18 protein-coding genes and 2 riboswitches are annotated in these 23,907 nt (G+C 42.6%); of the genes, 6 read left to right on the forward strand and 12 right to left on the reverse strand.

The window, feature by feature from the left end:
* Positions 1-272: 272 nt before the first annotated feature.
* Both NE535_RS02920 and NE535_RS02925 read left to right on the forward strand, forming a co-directional pair.
* The gene (locus NE535_RS02920) at positions 273-1,637 is read left to right on the forward strand and encodes a sodium-dependent transporter (RefSeq protein WP_261297192.1); all 1,365 of its coding nucleotides are present in this window, start codon (positions 273-275) and stop codon (positions 1,635-1,637) included.
* Between the two features lie 443 nt (positions 1,638-2,080).
* Positions 2,081-2,168: riboswitch (cyclic di-GMP riboswitch) on the forward strand.
* A gap of 103 nt (positions 2,169-2,271) precedes the next feature.
* Positions 2,272-4,869 carry a glycosyl hydrolase family 18 protein gene (locus tag NE535_RS02925; RefSeq protein ID WP_261297193.1) on the forward strand — a complete coding sequence of 866 codons (2,598 nt, stop codon included), beginning with the start codon at positions 2,272-2,274 and terminating at the stop codon, positions 4,867-4,869.
* A 151-nt stretch (positions 4,870-5,020) separates the two neighbouring features.
* Here NE535_RS02925 and NE535_RS02930 read toward each other — a convergent pair whose 3' ends face one another.
* The 3 genes from NE535_RS02930 to NE535_RS02940 form a co-directional block, all read right to left on the reverse strand.
* Positions 5,021-6,136, reverse strand: coding sequence for a succinylglutamate desuccinylase/aspartoacylase family protein (locus tag NE535_RS02930; protein ID WP_261297194.1), 1,116 nt, complete (start codon positions 6,134-6,136; stop codon positions 5,021-5,023).
* 18 nt (positions 6,137-6,154) lie between these two features.
* A complete protein-coding gene (gene lysC, locus NE535_RS02935; protein WP_261297195.1) occupies positions 6,155-7,513 on the reverse strand; it encodes a lysine-sensitive aspartokinase 3 in 1,359 nt (452 codons plus the stop codon).
* A gap of 79 nt (positions 7,514-7,592) precedes the next feature.
* Positions 7,593-7,768: riboswitch (Lysine riboswitch) on the reverse strand.
* A gap of 280 nt (positions 7,769-8,048) precedes the next feature.
* Positions 8,049-8,477 carry a DUF3293 domain-containing protein gene (locus tag NE535_RS02940; RefSeq protein ID WP_261297196.1) on the reverse strand — a complete coding sequence of 143 codons (429 nt, stop codon included), beginning with the start codon at positions 8,475-8,477 and terminating at the stop codon, positions 8,049-8,051.
* 606 nt (positions 8,478-9,083) lie between these two features.
* On the opposite strand from NE535_RS02940, the gene arcA reads away from it, so the two are divergent.
* Positions 9,084-9,800, forward strand: coding sequence for a two-component system response regulator ArcA (gene arcA / locus NE535_RS02945; RefSeq protein WP_261297197.1), 717 nt, complete (start codon positions 9,084-9,086; stop codon positions 9,798-9,800).
* 118 nt (positions 9,801-9,918) lie between these two features.
* Here the strand turns inward: arcA and NE535_RS02950 are convergent, their stop codons facing one another.
* The gene (locus NE535_RS02950) at positions 9,919-10,251 is read right to left on the reverse strand and encodes a DUF3392 domain-containing protein (protein WP_261297198.1); all 333 of its coding nucleotides are present in this window, start codon (positions 10,249-10,251) and stop codon (positions 9,919-9,921) included.
* 62 nt (positions 10,252-10,313) lie between these two features.
* On the opposite strand from NE535_RS02950, the gene NE535_RS02955 reads away from it, so the two are divergent.
* Positions 10,314-11,240 (forward strand): D-2-hydroxyacid dehydrogenase, encoded by a 927-nt coding sequence (locus NE535_RS02955; RefSeq protein ID WP_261297199.1) that lies wholly within the window; start codon positions 10,314-10,316, stop codon positions 11,238-11,240.
* A 169-nt stretch (positions 11,241-11,409) separates the two neighbouring features.
* Positions 11,410-11,601, forward strand: coding sequence for a bacterioferritin-associated ferredoxin (locus NE535_RS02960; RefSeq protein ID WP_167675466.1), 192 nt, complete (start codon positions 11,410-11,412; stop codon positions 11,599-11,601).
* Positions 11,602-12,064: 463 nt separating this feature from the next.
* On the opposite strand, the gene parC is transcribed toward NE535_RS02960, so the two are convergent.
* From parC to nudF, 7 genes are all read right to left on the reverse strand, one after another.
* Positions 12,065-14,368 (reverse strand): DNA topoisomerase IV subunit A, encoded by a 2,304-nt coding sequence (gene parC / locus NE535_RS02965; protein ID WP_261297200.1) that lies wholly within the window; start codon positions 14,366-14,368, stop codon positions 12,065-12,067.
* Positions 14,361-15,533 (reverse strand): PQQ-dependent sugar dehydrogenase, encoded by a 1,173-nt coding sequence (locus tag NE535_RS02970; protein WP_261297201.1) that lies wholly within the window; start codon positions 15,531-15,533, stop codon positions 14,361-14,363. Before NE535_RS02970 ends, parC begins: the two co-directional genes overlap by 8 nt.
* Positions 15,534-15,627: 94 nt before the next feature.
* Positions 15,628-17,514 carry a DNA topoisomerase IV subunit B gene (parE, locus tag NE535_RS02975; protein ID WP_261297202.1) on the reverse strand — a complete coding sequence of 629 codons (1,887 nt, stop codon included), beginning with the start codon at positions 17,512-17,514 and terminating at the stop codon, positions 15,628-15,630.
* A gap of 47 nt (positions 17,515-17,561) precedes the next feature.
* Positions 17,562-18,137, reverse strand: coding sequence for a YqiA/YcfP family alpha/beta fold hydrolase (locus NE535_RS02980; RefSeq protein ID WP_261297203.1), 576 nt, complete (start codon positions 18,135-18,137; stop codon positions 17,562-17,564).
* Between the two features lie 71 nt (positions 18,138-18,208).
* Entirely contained in the window at positions 18,209-19,048 is an 840-nt protein-coding gene (gene cpdA, locus NE535_RS02985; RefSeq protein ID WP_261297204.1) for a 3',5'-cyclic-AMP phosphodiesterase, read from the reverse strand.
* Between the two features lie 32 nt (positions 19,049-19,080).
* Positions 19,081-19,515, reverse strand: coding sequence for a DUF1249 domain-containing protein (locus NE535_RS02990; protein ID WP_261297205.1), 435 nt, complete (start codon positions 19,513-19,515; stop codon positions 19,081-19,083).
* A 45-nt stretch (positions 19,516-19,560) separates the two neighbouring features.
* Positions 19,561-20,187, reverse strand: coding sequence for an ADP-ribose diphosphatase (gene nudF, locus NE535_RS02995; protein WP_261297206.1), 627 nt, complete (start codon positions 20,185-20,187; stop codon positions 19,561-19,563).
* A gap of 511 nt (positions 20,188-20,698) precedes the next feature.
* Between nudF and tolC the strand changes: the two genes are divergently transcribed.
* Complete coding sequence (gene tolC, locus NE535_RS03000; protein ID WP_261297207.1) at positions 20,699-22,006, forward strand: outer membrane channel protein TolC; 1,308 nt, start codon at positions 20,699-20,701, stop codon at positions 22,004-22,006.
* 358 nt (positions 22,007-22,364) lie between these two features.
* On the opposite strand, the gene lysS is transcribed toward tolC, so the two are convergent.
* On the reverse strand, positions 22,365-23,867 hold the full coding sequence (gene lysS, locus NE535_RS03005; protein ID WP_261297208.1) for a lysine--tRNA ligase: 1,503 nt from the start codon (positions 23,865-23,867) through the stop codon (positions 22,365-22,367).
* Positions 23,868-23,907 lie beyond the last annotated feature (40 nt).

Raw genomic sequence — 23,907 nt, forward strand, 5'->3', positions numbered from 1 at the left:
ATAGCTACGAAACATCTGCCGTGCGGTATTTTTTTGACCGTAAGAACACAATTTATGGCATTTTTATCATCGCTATTATTCACTAATGCAAGGTCGCTAGCTGAAGCTATCAGCAATATAGTCTTGTATAAAACCCTCAAGAGAAATATAACACCAACATATTTGTATATTAAGAATAAAAATTGCCAAGCGACACTAATTCAACGCACTTAAATTGCGTTGAATTTCTTATTTATCCGTCTAAGATAAGCCCTCTTTTTACTGGAGGTACAATGCAATCTGCCAATGCAAGCTCGACTAATCATTTCAGCTCACGCTTAGGTTTTATCATGGCGGCAGCCGGTAGCGCCGTCGGCGTCAGCAACATTTGGGCATTCCCCACTCAAGCAGCTACCCATGGTGGCGGCGCCTTTTTACTGGTTTACCTCGTGCTCATTTTTATCCTAGGTATTCCCATGCTGATGGCCGAACTCATGATAGGTCGCCACGGACAAACCAACCCCGCTGATGCCTTGGGCAAACTGGGCTTCAATGGGCTCACCCGTAGTTTAGGTAAGGCCATAGGTTTGATTTCCATTGTCACAGCGGGATTAATCTATAGCTTCTACGGTATTCTTTCAGGCTGGTTTGTCAGCAACGCCATCGCGCCCATTGCCAAGGCTTTGGGCTCGAACGATACCGCCGCTTGGTTAGTGGATTTCTCGCTGTCGCGCAATCTCGTGTTCACACTAATCTTTAGTGTGATAGTGTTTCTGGTATTGCTGCAAGGCGTGCAAGAAGGCATAGAAAAATGGTCGAAACGCTTAATGCCGTTATTGTTGATCATGCTTATCGCAGGCGTGGCCTATATCTTCACCCTTAATGGCGCAAGCGAAGGCATTAGCGCACTATTAATACCTAATTTTGCCAAGGCACTGGCGCCAGATACTTTGATCAGTGCGCTCGGACAAACCTTCTTCTCTCTCACCATAGGCACGGGTGCCATGATGGTTTATGGCAGCTATTTAAGCCAGAAAGAGAATATCGCCAAGCTGACCGTCTGGGTTGCCTTTACCGACAGCGGCATTGCCTTTCTCGCCGCTTTTTTGATTATTCCCGCCATGTATGTGGCCCAACATAATGGCGTGGAGATTTTTAACGCCGAGGGTAAGTTGCTCGATTCTGATGCATTGGTGTTTACTGTTTTACCCGCCTTATTCTCGACCTTAGGCGACACGGCCAATCTTATCATCAGTGTGGTTTTCTTTATTCTGCTGATCATCGCTGGCCTGACTTCTGCCATGTCAATCGCCGAAGTCCCAACTAGCTATGTGATGCAGAAATTCGGACTCAGCCGTCAACGCGCCACCTTGATCATCGGCCTATTGCTGACCTCATTATCCCTATTGCTGGCGGTATTTTTTGAGACGCTATTTAGCTTCACTATCATGCTGACCACACAAATCGCCCAGCCGCTAGTAGCCCTCGGCATTGCAATTTATTTAGGTTGGATTTGGCGCCAAACACTATTACTTAAAGCGATTAGTGAACAAGATGGTATCGATACCACAGGAGTCTTCTGGCGCATTTGGCCAAGGTACGTGAAGTATGTGTGCCCTTTGCTGATTATCGCTATCGCCATCAGACAATTTGTATAACCTCTTTCAAATCTAAAATGCCCGCTAAGTGCGGGTTTTTTATTTAGCAATCGATGATCTCATTAACGTCTTCGAAATAATCAAAGCCTTGCCACCGCCAATGGTGAATACGATGACTGCGGTATTTGTCAATTTATCAATAAAGTTGAACGGCTACGAAGACTAACCTCAAGAGATTTAGGCTGAAGAACCCTACCCAAAAGACTACTCCAAAATCCTAATAATTAATTTTTTAACCTTTAAGTATTTTTTGACACTAAATTTTTAAAATACAAATTAAAAACCAAATTACAATTACTTAAACAAAAACAAACAAGGTTATCTAATGTGAATATCTGTCAAAAAACCATCGCGTTAAAAATATTTATCCTAATAGTATTATTTTATTGCATTTTCGTAAAATTTAAGCTTATTCTAATAAACCAGTGACAACGCTGTCATTTGGTTGAGAAAGGCAAACCAATTGAAAGATTGGGACGCAAAGCCTCCGGTCTAAGGGTCGTTTTTACCTATGATAGCGGGGACACCACAGGGATCCTTCTTCATGCATTTTTTACGCATGAGTTTTAGAAATAACAGCTGTCCTGTTCGCGTTTTTGCCTTATTGGTTTAATTAATTCAATAGGGAAGTCTCATGTTTAATACACGTATATCAACATTAGCGTTGATTATTTCATCTTCGTTATCAGCTCAAGCGATGGCCGCCGCACCAGGTAAACCCACCATTGGTTGGGGTGAAACTAAATTTGCCATCATTGAAGTTGATCAAGCCGCAACAGCGTACAACCAACTAGTGAAAATCAAGGATGCTGCCGATGTATCCGTTAACTGGAACCTTTGGAGTGGCGATATAGGCACAGTGGCGAAAGTACTGCTTGATGGTAATGCAGTATGGGAAGGTCCATCAACTGCGTCTGGTTCTGCAAGCTTCAAGGTACAACAAGGTGGACGCTATCAAATGCAAGTGCAGCTATGTAACAGCGATGGTTGTACGGCGAGCGATGCCAAAGAAATCCTCGTGGCTGATACCGATGGCAGCCATTTAGTGCCACTCAATACTCCGCTTAAAGAAAACAATCGTCCATACGCTAACAAGTCGGGCAAAGTGGTCGGCAGTTACTTTGTAGAATGGGGTGTGTACGGCCGTAAGTTCCCAGTCGATAAGATCCCAGCACAGAACTTAACTCATATTTTATATGGCTTTACCCCTATTTGTGGTGGTGATGGCATTAACGATAGTTTGAAAGAAATCGACGGCAGTTTCCAAGCGCTGCAACGTGCCTGTAGTGGCCGTGAAGATTTTAAAGTCGCTATCCACGATCCTTGGGCGGCGGTCCAAATGCCACAGGCGGGCGTGAGTGACTACTCCGATCCCTACAAAGGTAACTTCGGCCAATTGATGGCGCTCAAGCAAGCCCACCCCGATCTAAAGATTTTGCCTTCGGTTGGTGGCTGGACGTTATCTGATCCCTTCTTCTACTTTGGCGATAAAACTAAGCGCGATACCTTTGTCGCATCGGTGAAGGAATTCCTGCAAACGTGGAAGTTCTTTGATGGTGTCGACATTGATTGGGAATATCCAGGTGGTGGCGGTGCGAATCCAAACTTAGGTAATGCCAATGACGGTGAAACCTATGTGACCCTGATGCGTGAGTTACGTGCAATGCTGGATGAGCTAAGTGCTGAGACTGGCCGTACCTATGAGCTAACGTCTGCAATTGGTATTGATGACAAAAAAATGCAAAAGGTGGATTATCAGGCTGCTCAGCAATACATGGATTACATCTTCCTGATGAGCTACGACTTTAGCGGAGCGTTTACTTACACAGGTCTTGCCAATCAAACGAATCTTTACCCTTCTAGTTGGGATCCTAATACACGTTTCAGTGTTGATAAAGGGATCAAAACCCTTTTAGGTCAGGGTGTTACTCCAGGGAAAATTGTAGTTGGTGCAGCCATGTATGGCCGCGGCTGGACAGGTGTAAATGGCTATACAGATGGAAATCCATTTACAGGAACGGCTACAGGGCCTGTTAAAGGGACTTGGGAAAATGGTGTAGTCGATTACCGGCAGATAGTAAACGAATATATGGGGAATGGTTGGACCTATCTATACGATGACGTTGCCGAAGCGCCTGCTGTTTTTAACGCTGCAACAGGTGACTTAATTACCTTCGATGATGCTCGTTCCGTTAAAGCTAAGGGCCAATATGTGCTTGCCAATCAGCTAGGTGGTTTATTTGCATGGGAAATTGATGCCGATAACGGCGATATTCTTAATGCGATGCACGAAGGTTTAGGCCATGGCGAAGGAACTACGCCACCGGTGAATAAAGCGCCAATTGCCAATGCGGGCGCGGATGTGAATGTCACAGGTCCCGCCGATGTGGTGCTCAATGGTAGCGGATCGCGCGATCCTGAAAATGAGGCGCTGACGTATCTTTGGACGCAAGTGTCTGGCCCAACCATTGCCATTGCGAACGCCGATATGGCGAATGCGGCGATTCAATTGGCTGCAACGCAAACTGATGTTGCTTATGGTTTTAGCCTTAAAGTGACTGATCCAGAAGGGCTATCTGCCACAGATTCAGTGACAGTGACCAATAAGGCGGATACTCCGAACCAAGCTCCCGTGGTGAGTGTAGCTGCCACTGCAACAGTGGAAGCGGGTAAAACTGTTAGCATAGTGGCGAGTGCCTCTGATGCCGACGGTGATGCCTTAACTTACGCTTGGACTGTGCCCGCTGGCGTGTCGGCAACCGGACAAAATAGTGCCACCTTAGTGGTCACTGGGCCTAATGTCACCGAAGCGACCAGCTATGGTTTGAGTGTGCTGGTTTCCGATGGTGCCTTGGATGCGAGCGCATCGACGAATCTCACCGTGACGCCAAAAGTAATCGGTGGTGGTTGTGATGCAACCGATCCTAATGCAGGTAACTATCCTGCTTGGCAAGCCAGTGTGGTGTACAACACGGGTGATACTGTGAGCCACAGTCAGTTGGTATGGAAAGCGAAGTACTGGACGCAGGGCAATACGCCATCTCGCACCGCTGATCAATGGCAGCTACTCAGCCAAGTTGATCTCGGTTGGGATGCGGGTGTGGTGTATAACGGCGGTCAAACCACCAGCTATAACGGTCGTGTGTGGAAGGCGAGTTACTGGACTAAAGGTGATGTACCAGGCGTTGCGGCGGTATGGGTTGATATTGGCACAGCGACATGCCCCAATTAGGTTAACGGGTTTGTATCACTTACCATAAATAAAAAGCTCTGCAATTTTGCAGAGCTTTTTATTTGAAAATAGTGAGCGCTCGAGTGCAGATTCAATACCTTCTATACAATAGAATTTTATACAGCTTTAACCCTCAGGTTCAATTGCATCACTAACATGGGAATTCAAACACATTAGTCATCACTTTATACAACTCTGTCCCTTGATGCACTGACGCCGAGGCGAAGTGCAAAATAGGCACGCAGTCTTTATCTAAACTCAGCGACGTACACGCCTTGTCTGAACCATATAAATCTAAACGTAATATATTCACCAACGTATTGCCAGCCAATAATGGCTCGCCCACTTTAGCGCAATACTCGACCATGCCAGATTGCGGTGCATGAAATTTTTTATAATCCTTTAAGTAACATGCATAACGCGGCATTTTAGCAGGTTGAACAGCTTCTTGAATAACACCGCGATGGCTTAAATACGCCATAATACCTTTAGCATCGACCAGCGCATCAGCCATATCAATCCTCTCTTGACTAGCAAGTTCAAGAGTAAAAGCTGCCACAGGCACATCGAAATGACGGCCTTGACTGGCCGCATATTCAGTGAGTTGCCACCAGGGACAAAAAGCCGCCTCGTCCATGGCGCCGCCAAAACTGTTAGGTATGATCAAACTGTAAGGTATGGAGAAAAACTTAGCTGAGTCCATGTCGTATTCTGGGCAGTACAAATGTTTACAGGATTTTGGCCCAGTGTGCAGATCTAAAACAATATCAGCACTGTGAGCCAAAGATTGTAAATTCACCGCTAAACGGTGACCTGTGGTGATGCCCCAAGGCTGTTGTAGCTTGGTATGACAAGCCTCTGTTAGCGTCGCTTTAAACGATTTAATCAGCTCGTCATTAGGTAAATCTTGATGCTGTTTATACCAGGCTGCTATGTCGATTTTATGATCTAAATATTCACGATTCCAGTTAACCCCTGTAATGGGGTCAAATCGACCTAAGGTAAACTCACCACTTTTTTGGTTAATACCTAGCGGGTTCGCCAAAGGGGCAAATACGATATCCCCTAATACATGACAGTTTTCTAACAGGGTCATCAGCTGGTAAATCACGGCATTACCTTGCACTTCAGCGCCATGCACATTGGCCTGTACATACACTGTCGGAGCACGGTTATCTGTGCCTTTAAAAGTAAATAAAGGCACGCTGAGTACTTGGCCTGCGGCAAGTTCACCGACATTCAGAGCGCTAGTTATTGCTTTGGTCATTAATGACTCCGTCACCCATTACTCAAACAGGTTTTGATGTAATGCTAACACCACTTGCGCAGCTTCTGCTTCATCCACTAGCACACATAAGTTATGTGGGCTGGCACCTTGGCAAATCATTCGCACATTGTGCTTTTCTAATACCTGAAACACTCGACTGCAAATGCCCGCTGTTGAGGCGATTTTATTACCAATAATCGCCACTAAGGCTAGCTTATCTTCAACGCGAACACGGCAATGTTGTGACAATTCTTGCAATAAAGATTCACTTAACAATCCCTGACCACTGGAATCTGAACCTGTTTTGTCTAAAGTAAGTGAGACGTTTACCTCTGAGGTCGTGATCAAATCGACCGAGATTTTATGACGTGCTAATGTGGCAAAGGTTTCAGCTAAAAAGCCCTGAGCATGGAGCATTTGTAAACTGTGAAGATTTAATAAGGTTTGATCACGACGTAATGCAACCGCGCGATAAACAGGCGTATCTTCGACTTGATGGCGGATCCAAGTTCCACCGGCTTCAGGGTCTTTACTTGAGCCGACAAACACCTGAATTTTCTGACGAACGGCAGGTAAGATAGTGGCAGGATGCAAGACTTTGGCACCAAAAGTGGCCATTTCAGCGGCTTCGTTAAAACTGATTTCTGCAATTGGGCGCGCATTGGGGGCTAAACGAGGGTCAGTAGTATAAATACCTGCAACGTCAGTCCAAATTTCAACAGCATGGGCTGATAACGCTTCTGCTAATAGTGCTGCAGAGTAATCACTGCCACCACGGCCTAATGTGGTTGTACGCCCCTGTTCGTCAGCACCAATAAAGCCTTGAGTCACTATCACTTGATTGGCTAATAAGGGCTGTAAAAAATCACCGGACAAGTTGGCAATTTGTTCAATTTGCGGCTCAGCTCGGCCAAAATGGCTATCAGTACGTAATACCTGACGCACATCAAACGCACTTGATGCAGACCCCTTTTCACGGATAACCGCGGCAAATAACACTGATGAGCACTGCTCGCCCATTGAAAGCAACTCATCCATTAGGGCTTTGCTGCGATCGAGTACCAATGATTCGCTTAACACTGACATCCGGCTAAGTAATTTATCAATTTGTGCGGCAATATCTTGCGGGCGGCCCAGCTCGTCAATAATACGATATTGAATTTGCGCGACTTGCTTTAATAAACTTAAACGACGTTCGTCATTTACGTTGGCGCTGGTGAGTTCTACCAGCAAATTCGTCACACCACTTGATGCACTAACGACAACAACGCGGGTATTAGGATTAGATAAAACGATATCCGCGCAACGACTCATTGCAGAGTAATCTGCAACAGAGGTTCCACCAAACTTGGCTACAACTAATTGATTTGACGACATGAAATACGCTCCGAACTAAACTTCGTTCGAAGAGCCTGGTGCAAAGATAACGCACCCTTAAAGAAGGGAAACAGCAATCACCACCAGAAGCTCTCCACCAAAAAAACAGGTGACAATCGTTAGGATTCAACCCAATCGACCGATAAATAAAATAACCAAATTTGATTTATCTCGGCGTTAATCTCCCTCGTAAGCGGTCATCGGAATTGGTCTTCCTCAAGCTTACTACCTAGTTAACGCTCCTCTTCTGTGCCTCCATTAAGGAGGGATGTGCAAAATAGCAATAAACCTATGGCTAAGTCAATGGACAAAATATCAACTTGAAGCGTTAAAAAATAAATGCACTATTTTATGTTCCACACAATGAAACAATCGCTTGATGATGGGACAGATAAAAAATGACAAATTACAGCGGTATTGGTGTGGATGGGATGAGCATAATGTGTAAATCAGTCATAGGTATTAGAAAATCAATACTATTTGTTAATTTTATTGTCTCATAAAAAAATTAACAAATGTGCGAGAGCGGAATTTACTACAACTCAGGTAAATCACTGACTAATTTCAAACGCTGATGAAACAATCCCATAGGTACTTCATCTCGGTGAGGCTCAAAGCAAGCGATTAGTGACAGTAAGCCTTGATTTACATAATAAATAGCATGCTGCCCAAACTCTCTACCCAGCTCAAGCGCTTGATCTTTATCTATAAATATAGCCCAGCTTTTTTCCATATGCGACAAATCAGGAGCCGCACCAATCAAGCAGCGATACGGACTTCGGTATTCGAGAATCTTTGATTGAAGCGCCCTGTCTCTCAAACGGTTTTGGCTTGGGGTTAACACGCTACCTAGGGGATTATGTGCTGTAACAATTGCAAAAGAAAAATCATTGGATAAAGGCTGAGTAAGTAAAAATTCAGTTTTTTGATAATCCTGCCACAGCATGTCGATAACATTTTCCATAATAAATCTCACCAAATAAGCCGAAAACAGTGTAGCAGATAGGTTTAAATAACGAAAGATTTGTGACGTTAGTCACAATACAGAAAAGACACAAAGACTATATAAATCAATTAAATAAATTAAATATACGACTTTAACTAAACCTTTGTTAATAATTTTATTAACAATTCATTTGTTAACAAATACAGAAAAAGGGTACAATAGCCATCAGTAGCTCATAAATCGTCACAAAAAGCCTACTTCAGCGATATTTTGTAACGTTTCTATTTATGATTTATTGAGCTAAAGTTTTACCACTGCACAATAAATGTTCTACTTTTAAAGGCCTGTGAGTAAATACAGAGGTTTAGTTAACATCTACAGGAACTTTTAACGTATTTTAAGTTCACAGTGTATAGCAGCGGTATTACCCTTTTTTGACAAAGACGTTTTTAACGGCTTGTGTAAAACTCATTCGGATATCAAATGAGAGAGTGTTTAAGTTCAGGGTAGACATAGTTAAACACCCAATAATAGAGATTTTTACGTGTGCAGAAGCGCAGACGGACAACGCTAGCCTAGATGCTAGATAACGAATTTTATCATTTTTATTTTAGGTAACTTATTATGCAAAACCCACATATTTTAATTGTTGAAGATGAAGCTGTAACTCGTAACACCTTACGTAGCATTTTTGAAGCTGAAGGCTATGTTGTCACTGAAGCAAATGACGGCGCTGAAATGCACAAAGCAATGCAAGAAAACAAAATTAACTTAGTGGTGATGGACATTAACCTACCAGGTAAAAATGGTTTGTTATTGGCTCGCGAACTTCGTGAAATCAACAATATCGGCTTAATCTTCTTAACCGGTCGTGATAATGAAGTTGATAAAATTTTAGGTTTAGAAATTGGCGCAGATGATTACATCACTAAACCATTTAACCCTAGAGAATTAACTATTCGTGCACGCAACTTGTTAACTCGCGTGAACAGTGCTGGCACTGACAACGAAGAAAAGGGTTCAGTTGAGCACTATCGTTTCAACGGTTGGAGCTTAGAAATCAACAGCCGTTCTTTAGTTAACCCACAAGGTGAGTCTTACAAGCTTCCTCGCAGCGAATTCCGCGCGATGCTTCACTTTGTTGAAAACCCAGGCAAAATTTTAACTCGTGCCGACCTGTTAATGAAAATGACTGGCCGTGAGCTTAAGCCACACGACCGTACGGTTGACGTGACTATTCGTCGTATTCGTAAGCACTTTGAAAGCCTAGCGGACACGCCGGAAATCATCGCGACTATCCACGGTGAAGGCTATCGTTTTTGTGGTCAATTAGAAGACTAATTATCATCTTCGATGCGATTTGGATCAGATGAACAAAACCGAGCATTAATGCTCGGTTTTTTTATGCTTATCCTAATTCTAAACCTTGCTGGGTTATGATTACTGATGCAAATATAGACTAAACCTGACGGTTTTTCTGCGCCCAAAAGCCTAACAGCATAAAACTGCCCAATACAATTAATAGCATCCAATAACCAGGCATTAATTTAAGTTGTTTTGCCAGTATTGGACTTAATGCCACAATGGCTAATCCATAACCAAATGCATTAATCATCACAAACACCAATGTGCGTAAAATAAAACCCTGACCTGTTAATAATCGTCTAACAATACGATTGATATCAACAGCAAACATCACTATCACACAAGCCACAATGGCGGTGCTCACTTCACTTACCCATGGCAACATAAAGCTTGCCAGCTGATTTAACATCGAAATAATTTGATTCAAATACACCTCATATCTACTATTGCGCTATCAACTCCTTGATATCACACTACTGGGTCATTGTTATGGTTAATAAGTTACTATTGCTAACACGAGAAAACGAGGTTTATCGTGATTTATTAATAAAACGCAATTTAACGGATTTAGTCATCTTAGGCGACTCCCCTAATAGTATAACCGAAGCGAATATTTGGTTTGCTGAACCATCTCTTGCCACACCTTTACTGAACCACGCTAGGCAGTTACGTTGGTTGCAATCAACCTTTGCAGGGGTGGATAAGCTGATGTCACCAAAGCTTAGACAAGATTATCAATTAACCAATGTGCGCGGCATATTTGGCCCATTAATGAGTGAATATCTGTTTGGGTATTTACTGGCGCACAATAGGCAGCATCAGCATTACCATCAACTGCAACAACAAAGACAGTGGCAACCTGGTCATTATAAAACCCTTCAAGGTAAACAACTGTTATTACTAGGCACAGGCTCTATAGCACAACATATCGCGACGACTGCAAAACACTTTGGCATGACGGTTATAGGGATTAACCGACAAGGGCAAGCCATATCAGGTTTCGACCTTGTCGATAAGATTGATAATTTATTGCTGCATTTGCCTGAAGCTGACGTCATTGCCAGCGTGTTACCGGATACGCCTGCAACCAAAAATATTCTCAACCGTCACAGTTTAGCCCGACTAAAATCTGATGCTGTATTGTTTAATTTAGGACGAGGCAATGTGCTCGACCTCGATGCATTGGCCGCACAATTAGTACTAAAGCCTGATCAGCAGGCGATTTTAGATGTTTTCAACCAAGAACCCTTACCCAGCAATCATCCCATCTGGCTAGCGGCAAACGCCATCATCACACCACATGTCGCCGCCCCAAGCTTTCCGCAGCAAATTATTGATGTTTTTAGTCAAAATTACGCTTTATGGTGTAATGATCAACCATTAAATTTTCGCGTTGATTTTGAAAAAGGTTATTAATTATCAATCTGTTATAAATACATCATAATGAGTAAACCTGACTAAAAGTGATAAATGTATCATTTTTACTCAAAAGTTATTGCCAATGATAACTGTTTTCATTTAGAATTAGATTCATTGAAGAACGCTATGTTGTTTATAACTTATTTCACTAGATGTAGAGGCTAATATGTACGTTTGTCTTTGTCATGCAATTACAGATAAGCAAATTAAAGAGGCAGTTAGCCAAGGCGATTGCTCATTGGCTGATGTTAAAAAACGTCTAGGCGTGGCAGATCAATGTGGAAAATGTGCCAGAATGGCAAATCAAATTATCCAAACTCAATTAGAGTTCGAGCCAAACTTTTACGAAGTGGCATAACGTTAACATTTTATCCTTGATATTCTTGCGCAGAGTGTTTAAGCGCTCATCGCAATACTCGCAGAACCTCCCTCGGCTGAATAACTTTACCCCTGTAAGTTAACATATTTTCATTGCACAGTTTACGAGCAAAAAATCCGCTTAATTCTGGTAACTTTTTTGTCGATGCAATTGACGATTTAATCAAATAAACAGCGACATCAGCATTGCTCATATTTATTAACTGACAATAAAACTAGAACCCTATACAGATTTACAACGCCTAGATCCACTTGAGCCGCCAATAGCAAGGCTCTGTTGCCAGTGAGCTATGCCAAGTTTTGCAGTAAACCTCTGCTTGATAAGCGTTTATTATGTCAATATGAGGTTATCAACTGATTGATAAAATGCTTATCAATAAAAAAGCCCACGTGTTCACGTGAGCTTTTATGGTTTATCAGAGAATAAAGTTTATGACAATAAGCTATTCTTCACTGTTCTGTGGCTCTGAAGCGGTATCATCAATAGCCAGTTCTACTGTTTCAATATCGACACTATCAACGCGCTGCAAGCCTCTTGGCAATTTAGCCCCTCTACGCCCGCGTTCACCACGATAATGCTCTAAATCGCTGGCCTTAAGTGTTAGCTTGCGCTTACCAGCCCAAAGCGTCACTGCAGCACCATTAGGCACAACATTTAAATGCAGTAATAGCTCTTCACGATTTTTGGCACGTTCACTTGGAATACCGATAATCTTGTTCCCTTTACCTTTAGATAATTGTGGTAAAGCATCTAAACTGAACATCAACATACGGCCTTCACTGGTGATCGCCAGTAATGATTGATCTTTGTCTTTACTGATCAATTTTGGCGTCATGACCTGTGCGTTAGCAGGTAAAGATAATAATGCTTTACCTGCTTTATTACGGCTAACCATGTCTGCATAGGCTCCAATAAACCCATAACCCGCATCACTGGCTAATAAATAGCACTGTTCATCTTCACCCATGATAACGTGTTGCATTACCGCACCAGGTGCCATATTAAAGCGGGTGGTGATGGGTTCGCCCTGACTTCTGGCTGATGGTAGTGTGTGGCTGTCGGTGGCAAAGGCTCGACCGGATGAGTCCACAAATACGGCGGCTTGATTACTTTTCCCCATGGCACTGCATAGGTAACTGTCACCCGCTTTATAGTTTAATCCTTGTGCATCAACATCATGGCCTTTAGCGCAGCGCACCCAACCCTTTTCTGACAACACAACAGTCACCGCTTCCGTTGGGGTTAACTCTTGCTCGGTTAATGCTTTAGATTCTTTACGCTCAATAATCGGTGAGCGACGGTTGTCGCCAAAGGTTTCACCATCTTGAATAAGCTCTTTTTTAACCAGGGTTTTTAAACGACGATCTGAACTTAAAATCAATTCCAGTTTGTCACGCTCAGCCATCAATTCATTTTGTTCAGCGGTAATTTTAAACTCTTCTAGCTTGGCAAGATGACGTAATTTTAACTCTAAAATTGATTCTGCTTGTTTATCACTTAAGTTAAAGCGAGCCATTAATTCCGCTTTAGGCTCATCATGGAAGCGAATGATTTCAATCACTTCGTCTATATTCAAAAACGCAATCATTAACGCTTCTAAAATGTGTAATCGCGCTAACACCTTATCTAAACGGTATTGTAAACGGCGAGTCACGGTTGATACCCGATACTCTAACCATTCGGTTAACATGGGCAGCAAGCCTTTGACTTGCGGACGTCCATCTAGTCCTAACACGTTTAAGTTGATGCGAAAGCTTTTTTCTAAATCGGTTGTCGCAAATAAGTGCGCCATCAATTGATCGCAATCAACCCGATTAGAGCGCGGTACAACAACTAATCTAACTGGGTTCTCGTGATCAGACTCATCACGTAAATCGCTGACCATGGGCAGTTTTTTGGCCTGCATTTGAGCCGCGATTTGTTCTAAAATTTTGCCACTACCTGCCTGATGAGGCAGCGAGGTAATGATGATTTCGTGGTTATCGACATGATAAACCGCACGCATTTTGATAGAACCGCGACCGGTTTGATATATTTTTTCGATGTCAGTACTTGGGGTAATGATTTCGGCTTCTGTTGGGTAATCAGGGCCTGGTACCAACTCCATTAAGCGCGCAAGGTCAGTTTTAGGATTATCCAATAACTCAACACAGGCTGATACTAACTCACGCACGTTATGCGGCGGAATATCGGTAGCCATGCCAACAGCAATCCCCGTAATACCGTTTAATAAAATGTGCGGTAATCGTGCAGGTAATGTTTTAGGTTCTTTTAAGGTACCGTCAAAGTTAACGCCCCACTCTACTGTACCCTGGCCTAATTCAGACAATAGTACTTCAGAGAATTTAGACAGTTTTGCTTCGGTATAACGCATTGCCGCAAATGATTTAGGATCGTCTGGCGCTCCCCAGTTACCCTGACCATCTACCAACGGATAACGATACGAGAAAGGCTGAGCCATTAATACCATCGCTTCGTAACATGCGCTGTCACCGTGAGGGTGATACTTACCTAATACGTCACCAACTGTACGGGCTGACTTTTTAGGCTTTGATTGGGCGGATAGCCCAAGTTCGCTCATTGCATAAATAATGCGTCGCTGAACAGGCTTTAAGCCGTCACCAATATGCGGTAATGCACGATCCATAATCACGTACATCGAATAGTTTAAATAAGCCTCTTCGGTGAATCGGCGCAGTGGCATTTGCTCTACGCCATCTAAGCTTAATTCAATCGCATCACTCATCGGTGCTTTCCTGTGTTTGATCAGCGGCTTTATAGAACAAACGGTACACGTTGCCTTTTAAGTCATCTGAAATATAAATTGCGCCATCTGGTGCGGTTAGCAAATCAAATGGTCGAGCGACGGGAAACTCTCCGTCTAAAAAGCTCACAACGGTTTCCCGATCTGAGATAGTGGTTTTAGGTTGGCTGTGATCTAGGGTTAACATCACAATTTGATAACCCACTTTGCTTGAGCGATTCCATGAACCATTTTCAGCTAAAAACAACTGCTGTTGGTAACGCTCAGGAAATTGCTTACCATGATAAAAATGCACCCCTGTTGGTGCAACATGGGCGGGTAATTCGAAAACTGGCGGAGTAATTTTTAAATTAGTGGGTTTGTCGTAAGCAGGCTCTTTGACATCAGCAGCATGAATATAAGGAAACCCAAAATGCGCACCTTTTACATCAATGCGATTAATTTCATCGGCAGGTAAATTATCACCCATCCAGTTGCGCCCAAGATCGGCAAACCACATTTGATTTGTCCCCGGTTCCCAATCAAAACCTGTGACACTGCGAACGCCTAATGCAACTTGCTCGCTCGCCCCAGTTTGCACGTTAATCGCTAAAATACTGCCATAAGGAGCAGGTGCCTCGCATACGTTACAAGGCATGCCTAAAGCGATATATAAACGCCCATCGGGCCCAAAGCGCATTGCTCGGGTATAACGTTTTTCTAAATCAGGTAAGTTGTTATACACTTCTTTCGCACGAGATGGCCGGCGTAAACGCTCTTCAATCTCTTCGTATTTGATGATGCGGTCTTCTTCACTGACGTACAAATCACCTTTATAGAAAGCAAGCGCATCTGGGTTTTCCAACCCTTTAGCCACCACATATCGCTTATCCACCTGACCATCTTGATCGTTATCCACTAAAGCGTAAATCGTACCGTTTTTTTGTGACCCCACAAATAACGTACCATTATCACCTAAGGCCATTTGCTTAATATCACCTAAATCAGAGGCGTATAAAGACAAGCCAAATCCTTTAGTGACGGTAATCATGACCGATTGAGTTGCATGAGCATAACCGACAATAACCGTGCTCAGCCCAAGCAATACACAGGCTTTAACGATCCATTCCCAACCATACTCGAATGACTTCGATTTGATATACAACATCTAATTATTCTTTTGCCTCTAATTCTTATTATTGGCGGTAAAAAACTGCTGGAATAACGCTTTCAATAAACACGATGTCACTAGAAGCTTGTGTTTAAATTTGCGCTAAATCCCCTTTCGTTTCTAACCAACTCTTTCTATCTGGCGAACGTTTTTTAGCAAGTAACATATCCATCAATGCGTCGGTGCCATCATCATCATCAATGGTCAATTGCACCAAACGACGGGTATTAGGATCCATGGTCGTTTCACGCAATTGCAATGGGTTCATTTCACCTAGACCTTTAAAGCGCGTGACCTGAACTTTACCCTTTTTATTTTCTGCCTTAATACGATCTAAAATGCCGGTTTTTTCTGCTTCATCAAGGGCATAAAAAACCTCTTTGCCTAAATCGATACGAAATAACGGTGGCATTGCAATATACACATGGCCTTTTTCAACTAATACGCGGTAATGCTTTAAAAATAAAGCACAAAGTAGCGTGGCAATATGTAAACCATCCGAGTCAGCATCCGCTAAAATACAAATTTTACCATAACGTAACTCATCGATGTTGGCACTGTCTGGGTCACAACCTATGGCAACTGAAATATCATGAACTTCCTGCGAAGCCAACACCTGAGCAGAGTCAACTTCCCATGTATTCAGAATTTTACCACGTAGCGGCATAATAGCTTGAAACTCACGATCTCGCGCCTGTTTGGCGCTGCCTCCCGCAGAGTCTCCTTCCACTAAAAACAGCTCTCCACGCATCGGATCCTGGCCTGAACAATCAGTCAATTTACCGGGTAAAGCGGGACCTGATGTGACCTTTTTACGTGCCACTTTTTTAGCCGCTTTTAGACGTCGCTGTGCATTACTGATACAAAGCTCGGCTAACTGCTCTGCTAACTCTGTATTTGAATTTAACCATAACGAAAAGGCATCACGCACAATGCCTGACACAAACGCAGAACTTTGACGACTAGACAGTTTTTCTTTTGTTTGCCCTGCAAACTGAGGATCTTGCATTTTAATTGAAACAATAAACGCCGCTTTATCCCAAATGTCTTCTGGTGATAATTTAATGCCACGGGGCACTAAGTTGCGAAATTCACAAAATTCACGCATCGACTCTAACAGGCCTTGTCTAAAGCCGTTAACATGCGTGCCACCTAATGGCGTGGGAATAAGGTTAACGTAACTTTCGTTAAGACTTTCACCACCTTCTGGTAGCCAAGTAATCGCCCACTCTGCGGCTTCAAGTTCACCTTTAAAGCTCCCGACAAAAGGCTCTTCAGGTAATAAAGGTGAATCCTTTACGGCTTCTTTTAAGTAATCGGTTAAGCCACTTTCGTAAAACCATTCATGCACTTCACCGTTTTGCTTATTGGTGAACTTAATTCTTAGCCCTGGGCATAATACGGCTTTGGCTCGCAAAATGTAGATTAGCTTTGAAGTAGAGAAGTTAGCTGAATCGAAATAACTGCTATCCGGCCAGAAATGCACGCTAGTACCAGTATTGCGACGACCACAGGTGCCTGTAACCGTTAGCTCTTCAACTTTGAAACCATTTTCGAAAGCCATTTCGTACACTTGAGCATCGCGACGAACGGTAATTTGCACACGTTTTGACAGCGCGTTAACCACTGAAATGCCCACCCCGTGTAAACCACCGGAGAACTGATAATTTTTATTAGAAAACTTACCACCTGCGTGCAGTTTGGTCAGAATAAGTTCGACCCCAGGAATCCCCTCTTCTGGGTGAATATCCACAGGCATACCACGACCGTCATCAGTCACTTCAAGGGAGTTGTCGGCGTGTAAAACCACTTCAATTTTTGATGCATGACCAGCCAGTGCTTCATCGACACTGTTATCAATAACTTCTTGACCTAGATGATTGGGGCGAGTGGTATCGGTATACATGCCCGGACGGCGTTTTACCGGGTCGAGTCCATTGAGGACCTCAATTGCATCTGAAGTATATTGGTTAGTCATATTCCACACATTTTGTTATTCATTAAGCAAGGGCTTAATTTTGATTGTTAAGGCAGCTGAAGAAATCGACAAATTTTATCAAGCTGTTGCTCGTATCCCACAAAACTGTGGTCGCCATTAGGTTCGAGATGTAATTCACAGCAATGATACTTGTGCAAAGCCTGACGATAATCTAACACTTCGTCACCAGTTTGCAACAAAACCAAGAATCTATCGGGATGGCGAATGACATTTGTGTCATATTCAGCCACAGCAATACGATCTTCATCTACGACCTGATAATGTTCACCAGTGTAGGGATTATATTGGTCGCCCAAAAACTCTTCAAATAAATCATACGGTTTTACTGCAGGATTCACTAAAACAGCTTTGCCACCGTATTTTTCGGCTAAAAAACTTGCAAAATAACCGCCTAATGACGAGCCAATAAATCTTACAGGCTCACCCTCGGCAACGGCGCGTTCGGTTAATGCGGTTAATAATGCCATTGCATCATGGATTGATGTTGGTACTTGGGGCTGATGAAACGTTAAATTGGGATAATGTTGCTGGATGTACTGCGCCGTTTGTACCGCTTTATCTGATTGATTAGAGCTATTAAATCCATGTATATAAAGCAGCATATATCCTCACGCTACGGTTAAGAATCTTAACGCGTTTTCACAAGCTTTTTAAGTAAGTGTTTCGAGAGAAGTTAGTAGCCGCTGGCTTCATTGTCTGGGGTAAAATGATCACCTGCAACACGGTAAACTTCAGAACGAATGCTACCATCGCACAGCAACTCCAGCAAACGATAACCGGGTTGAACACCATCTAAAGCAAAATGATCTGATAAAGGCTTGAATTGAATACATGTGGAAGGTGTAGCCATTAACGCCACATCACCATGCGGCCCAGCATGCTGTTGGTTAACCTGCTGATGCACATGTCCCCACAATAAACCTTTTACTTGTGGATACTGACTGACACGTTCAACAAACTCTGAGCCATTTGCCATGCAATGCTGATCTAGCCAACCACATTGCATTAATATCGGATTATGGTGCATCACCAATAACACATGTTTATCAGGCTCAGCGTTAATAGCTGCATCAATCAAAAGAAACTGCTGCTCGTCCATGAAACCACCTGGTTTACCACGAACGGTAGAGTCCAACATCAAAATTTGCCAGTTACCAGCGAGAATGCGTTGTTGCCCAAACACATCTTTACCCTGCATATGTAACGCCATCATACGCGGGTCATCATGATTACCTGGCAGGTAATGACAAGGCAAATTCACACTGGCAATTTGGCTAACGAAATTATGGTAAGACGTGGCAGAATAATCCTGGCTGATATCACCAGAAGCAATCAGTAAATCGGCTTGTTCTGGAGAGTTTACGAAGGTATCAAGTACCGCTTGCAGACTCTTTGCAGTATTCACACCCAGAAGTTGAGATTCAGGATCAGCAAAAAGGTGCGGATCCGTAATTTGGATCAATCGCACCGATTGGTTGTCTTCAAAAGTGTAATTAACAGCTGACTTCAGCACTTACTATTCCCAAAATCTATTATTTCAAGTTATTACGACGGCACAATACTGTGGCATCCAATTTTTAATAACTCTTCCAAAAATGCATTCACCTGAAATTTCTCGTCTGCCTGATGCATATGTATATTGGGATAATCATATACTGGTTTAAAACTAAAAATCTGTTGGCTAGTTAACACTTCTGCTAATTGGGCATCATGATAAACCCGAACCACAACTTTAGGCGATGATACAAATAAGCTATGGGGTAGCCTGCGTGATATTTCAATTAACTGGGTATATTTGGTATTTTCCAGCAATGTAACCGCTAAAGATCCGAACTCACCTTCAATGGTCCATAGGCTGTCATGCTCAGATTCATCCGGTAACCACTTTAAAATCAGCGCATAGTTACGCCCACATAAGGCTAAAAAAGCGCTTACGTTAGGTTGGTATTTATTTTTTTCTAGCTGATTTAACCTAGTCACCTGATTAACCGCGCTCTCTGTTTGTTATCAACAACATAAAATATTTTAGTTTTCTGACTGATATTGCTGATAATTCAACATCAACCATTGGATCCCAAGTACCGTTGATGCGTTATCAATTCGTCCCGACTGTACCCATTCATAGGCTTGAGCACGGCTAACAACATGCACTTTAATGTCTTCATCTTCACTATCTAAGCCATGTAAACCTTTAGCTTGGCTGGCATCAACCCGACCAAGATATAAATAAAATCGCTCACTGGTGCCACCGGGGCTCACTAAATAACTATTGATATAGTCAATATGACTGGCGATAAGGCCAGCCTCTTCAAAGAGCTCCCGACTTGCTACTTGCTCTGGGCTCTCGCCGGGCTCGATCATACCTGCCACAAGCTCAAGAAGCCAGATTGATTTAGTCGTTGCTAATGCTGGTACGCGCAATTGTTCAATTAATACGACCTTGTCCAAAATAGGATCATAGGGCAACACCACGACGGCATGGCCGCGTTCAAATACTTCACGGGTGATTTCTCCACTCCAGCCACCGGCAAACAATCGATGTTTGAAGCGATACTCATCTAATCGAAAAAAACCTTTATAAAGAACACGTTTTGACAATAATTCAAAATCATCATCAGCGGTAAAACCTTCTGTCGTTTTATTATCTTTCATGGGTATTCCGGCGTTATGTCGGCTAAATGCCAAGTGAAAAGTGCAACTTACATAAATGGTAATAGCATATCGTTATAGCGCTAACTCTAGCGTGAAATAAAATCTGTTACACTTCAAAGTTGACTTACTATGAGAAGTTTTTAATATTCAATATTCTAACAAGTAAAATTTTACTTCTAATGAGTAACCCCTTACTCTGACAACTATAAGACAACATCGCTCAGAAGCGGAATCACTTTTGAACTGACAATGTTGCAATAGAGTAAGTGATGTAACATCTGACTATAGAGTTAGTAAATGTTTATACTATTAACTAGATAGTTAACAACTAAATTATTTATGCTTGGTAAAAAGGTGTTTTACACTAGCAATCCAGCATAGTGCTAGTCGCTTTTATGTAGGTAGTTTCTCTTCATTGAGCGCTTTTATCAAACTAGCCACAAACTAAAACCTTAAAAAAGTTTGTTATTTCTATAACCAAATACATAAGCATTGTCTAGAAGGGCAGAAAATGAAATTCAAAATGGGTTCTTTATACGCAGCGTTATCGTTTGCAGTGATTGCACCGACAGTACAAGCTGACGATTTAATGCAAATATACCAACAAGCGCTGACAAGCGATCCAGTCGTATTACAAGCTCAAGCACAACGTGATGCCTTATACGAAAGGATTGAAGAAAATCGTGCTCCATTATTACCAACCATTAGTGCAACCGTGGGTTACGCTAAAGCATGGAACAAGTATGATGGTCAAGAGACTATTAAGCCTGAAGGCTTTACTGGTGGAGTGAAGTTAAGCCAGTTAATTTACGATCACAGTGCTTGGGTTGGTTTAGACCTAGCAGAAATGGCAGCATCTCAAGCGGATGCCGCTTATGCAACGTCATTACAAACGCTAATTACTCGTGTCACTAAAGCTTATTTTGATGTATTAACGGCTAAAGACACCTTTGAATTCCAAGGTGCTGAAAAAGCAGCAATTGAGCGCCAACTTGAACAAACAAAACAACGTTTCGCTGTCGGTTTAACCGCCATTACTGACGTACACGAAGCACAAGCACAATATGACCTAGCGTCTGCACAAGAAATTTTAGCTGAAAATAATCTTGCGAACAGCTATGAAGCGCTGCGTGAAATTACCGGCATCGATCATAAATCGCTAAACATTTTAGACACTAACCGCTTTTCTGCTGGCGCTCCTGCTCCAGAAAAATCAACCGACTGGTTAAAAATGGCAGAAACGAGCAATCTAGCGTTATTAGCTCAACGCATTGGTAAAGATATCGCAAGTGAAACGATCAAACTTTATAACGCTGGCCATATGCCTTCATTAAGTTTAGATGCAGGTTACACCAAAGGTTTTGACCAAAGCCCAACAGAAGACTTTGATAACAGTAACATTGGTATCACTTTACGCGTGCCAATCTTTGAAGGCTTTAAAGTGTCTTCGCAAGTAAAACAAGCGCAATTCCAATATGTCGAAGCAAGTGAAAAACTTGAACAAACTCATCGTGGTGTTGTAAAAGATGTGCGTAATAACTTCAATAACGTATCGGCTTCTATCAGTTCTATCAGAGCTTATGAGCAATCTGTGGTGTCTTCAGAAAGTGCTTTAAAAGCGACTCAAGCAGGTTTTGAAGTAGGTACCCGTACTATCGTTGACGTATTAAACCGTACTCGTGACTTGTACGATTCAAAGCGTAAATTATCAGATGCACGATATGGTTATATCAATTCAATTGTGGCACTAAAACAAGCTGCCGGTACATTGAATGAAGATGATGTTATTGCCATCAACAATGGCCTAATGCCTCAATAGTGTTAAGTCGCTTGTAAATAAAAACGGCCTATTATGGCCGTTTTTTTATGCATAGAAATCCCTGTTTCAGATTAACACTCACTTAATTGAATATGATTAAGCTTAGGGTCTGATGTTTAAGGTTTGTTTTTTGCAGTGAATTGTTGACCATTTATGCAAGACAAAAGCCTTGTTGAGTGAGTTTTGCTTAGATGACTAAGCTGCACTCCACTCGTCGCGGTTAATTCGTCTTTATCTCGAAAAATACGCCGCCAGCAAAGACCTAGTCTTGTTCGAATTCAAGCCATTAAAAACCAGCCATTCTTTCGAAGAGGCTGGTTTTTAATGCAAATCGTTAAGCCAAAGGCTTAACCAACAATTATGCTTGTGGGCGCATCGCTGGGAACAAGATCACGTCACGAATGGTATGAGTGTTAGTGAATAACATCACTAAGCGATCAATACCAATACCCTGACCCGCTGTTGGCGGTAAACCGTGCTCAAGCGCCGTAATGTAATCAGCATCATAGAACATAGCTTCGTCATCACCGGCATCTTTTGCATCAACCTGTGCTTTAAAGCGGTTGTCTTGATCTTCAGCGTCATTTAACTCGCTGAAACCGTTGGCCACTTCACGACCACCGATGAAAAACTCAAAACGGTCGGTGATAAAATCATTGTCATCATTACGACGCGCTAACGGAGAAATATCCGCAGGGTAGCCAGTAATGAAAGTAGGTTGCATCAACTTAGGCTCAGCTGTCTCACCAAAGATTTCTTCTAAAAGTTGACCACAAGTCCAGAATTTCTCTAACTTGATGCCTAAGCTCTTAGCTAAATCACGCATGAACTCAACGTCTTTAACTTGCTCGTAAGTCATTGCTTGAATGGTTGCATTATCAGGGTTGTGCAGCTGAATGGCTTCTAACATGCTTAAACGAGCATACTTACCACCAAACTCAACGGTTTCTTCTCCGTAAGGCATGCTAGTACTGCCTAATAAATCCTGGGCAATTGAGCCAAGCATTTCTTCGGTAAGATCCATTAAATCTTTGTAATCAGCGTAAGCCATATAGAATTCCATCATAGTGAATTCTGGGTTATGGCGTGGTGATAAACCTTCGTTACGGAAGTTACGGTTAATTTCGAACACACGCTCGAAACCACCTACAACTAGGCGCTTTAGATACAGTTCTGGCGCAATACGTAAGTACATGGCCATGTCTAATGCATTGTGATGAGTAATAAATGGACGTGCTGAAGCACCGCCAGGAATAACATGCATCATTGGGGTTTCAACTTCCATGAATTCTTTTTTGATCATGAAGTTACGAATAGCAGAAACCACTTTAGAACGCATTACAAATGCATTGCGCGAGTCTTCGTTAACGATTAAGTCAACATAACGCTGACGATAACGCATTTCTTGGTCTGTTAAGCCGTGGAATTTCTCTGGTAAAGGACGCAATGCTTTGGTCAGCAATTGGTACTCTTCCATATTGACATAAAGGTCGCCCTTGCCAGATAAATGCAACTGACCTTTAACACCAATAATGTCACCGATATCTAGGCCTTGATAACGTTCTTTTAAATCACCTTGAACAGACTTTTCTGCATAAGCTTGAATACGGCCAGATACGTCTTGGATCACTAAGAAAGGACCACGTTTAGCCATGATACGGCCAGCAATACTGGTTTGAAAACCTAATGCTTCTAACTCTTCCTTGGTGTTCTCACCATATTTAGCTTGTAACTCTGCGGCTTTATGGCTGCGTTCCCATGTGTTTGGGTGCGCGTTAGCTGGACAGTTAGTGCGGATATGCTCTAATTTAGCACGACGCTCTGCAATCAGTTTGTTTTCATCTTGTACTTGTTCAGTCATGGTATATTCTCGTGTGTACTTGCGAGGGCAAGCCCTCGCG

This window comes from Shewanella holmiensis, from assembly GCF_025370255.1.
GTDB lineage: Bacteria > Pseudomonadota > Gammaproteobacteria > Enterobacterales > Shewanellaceae > Shewanella > Shewanella holmiensis.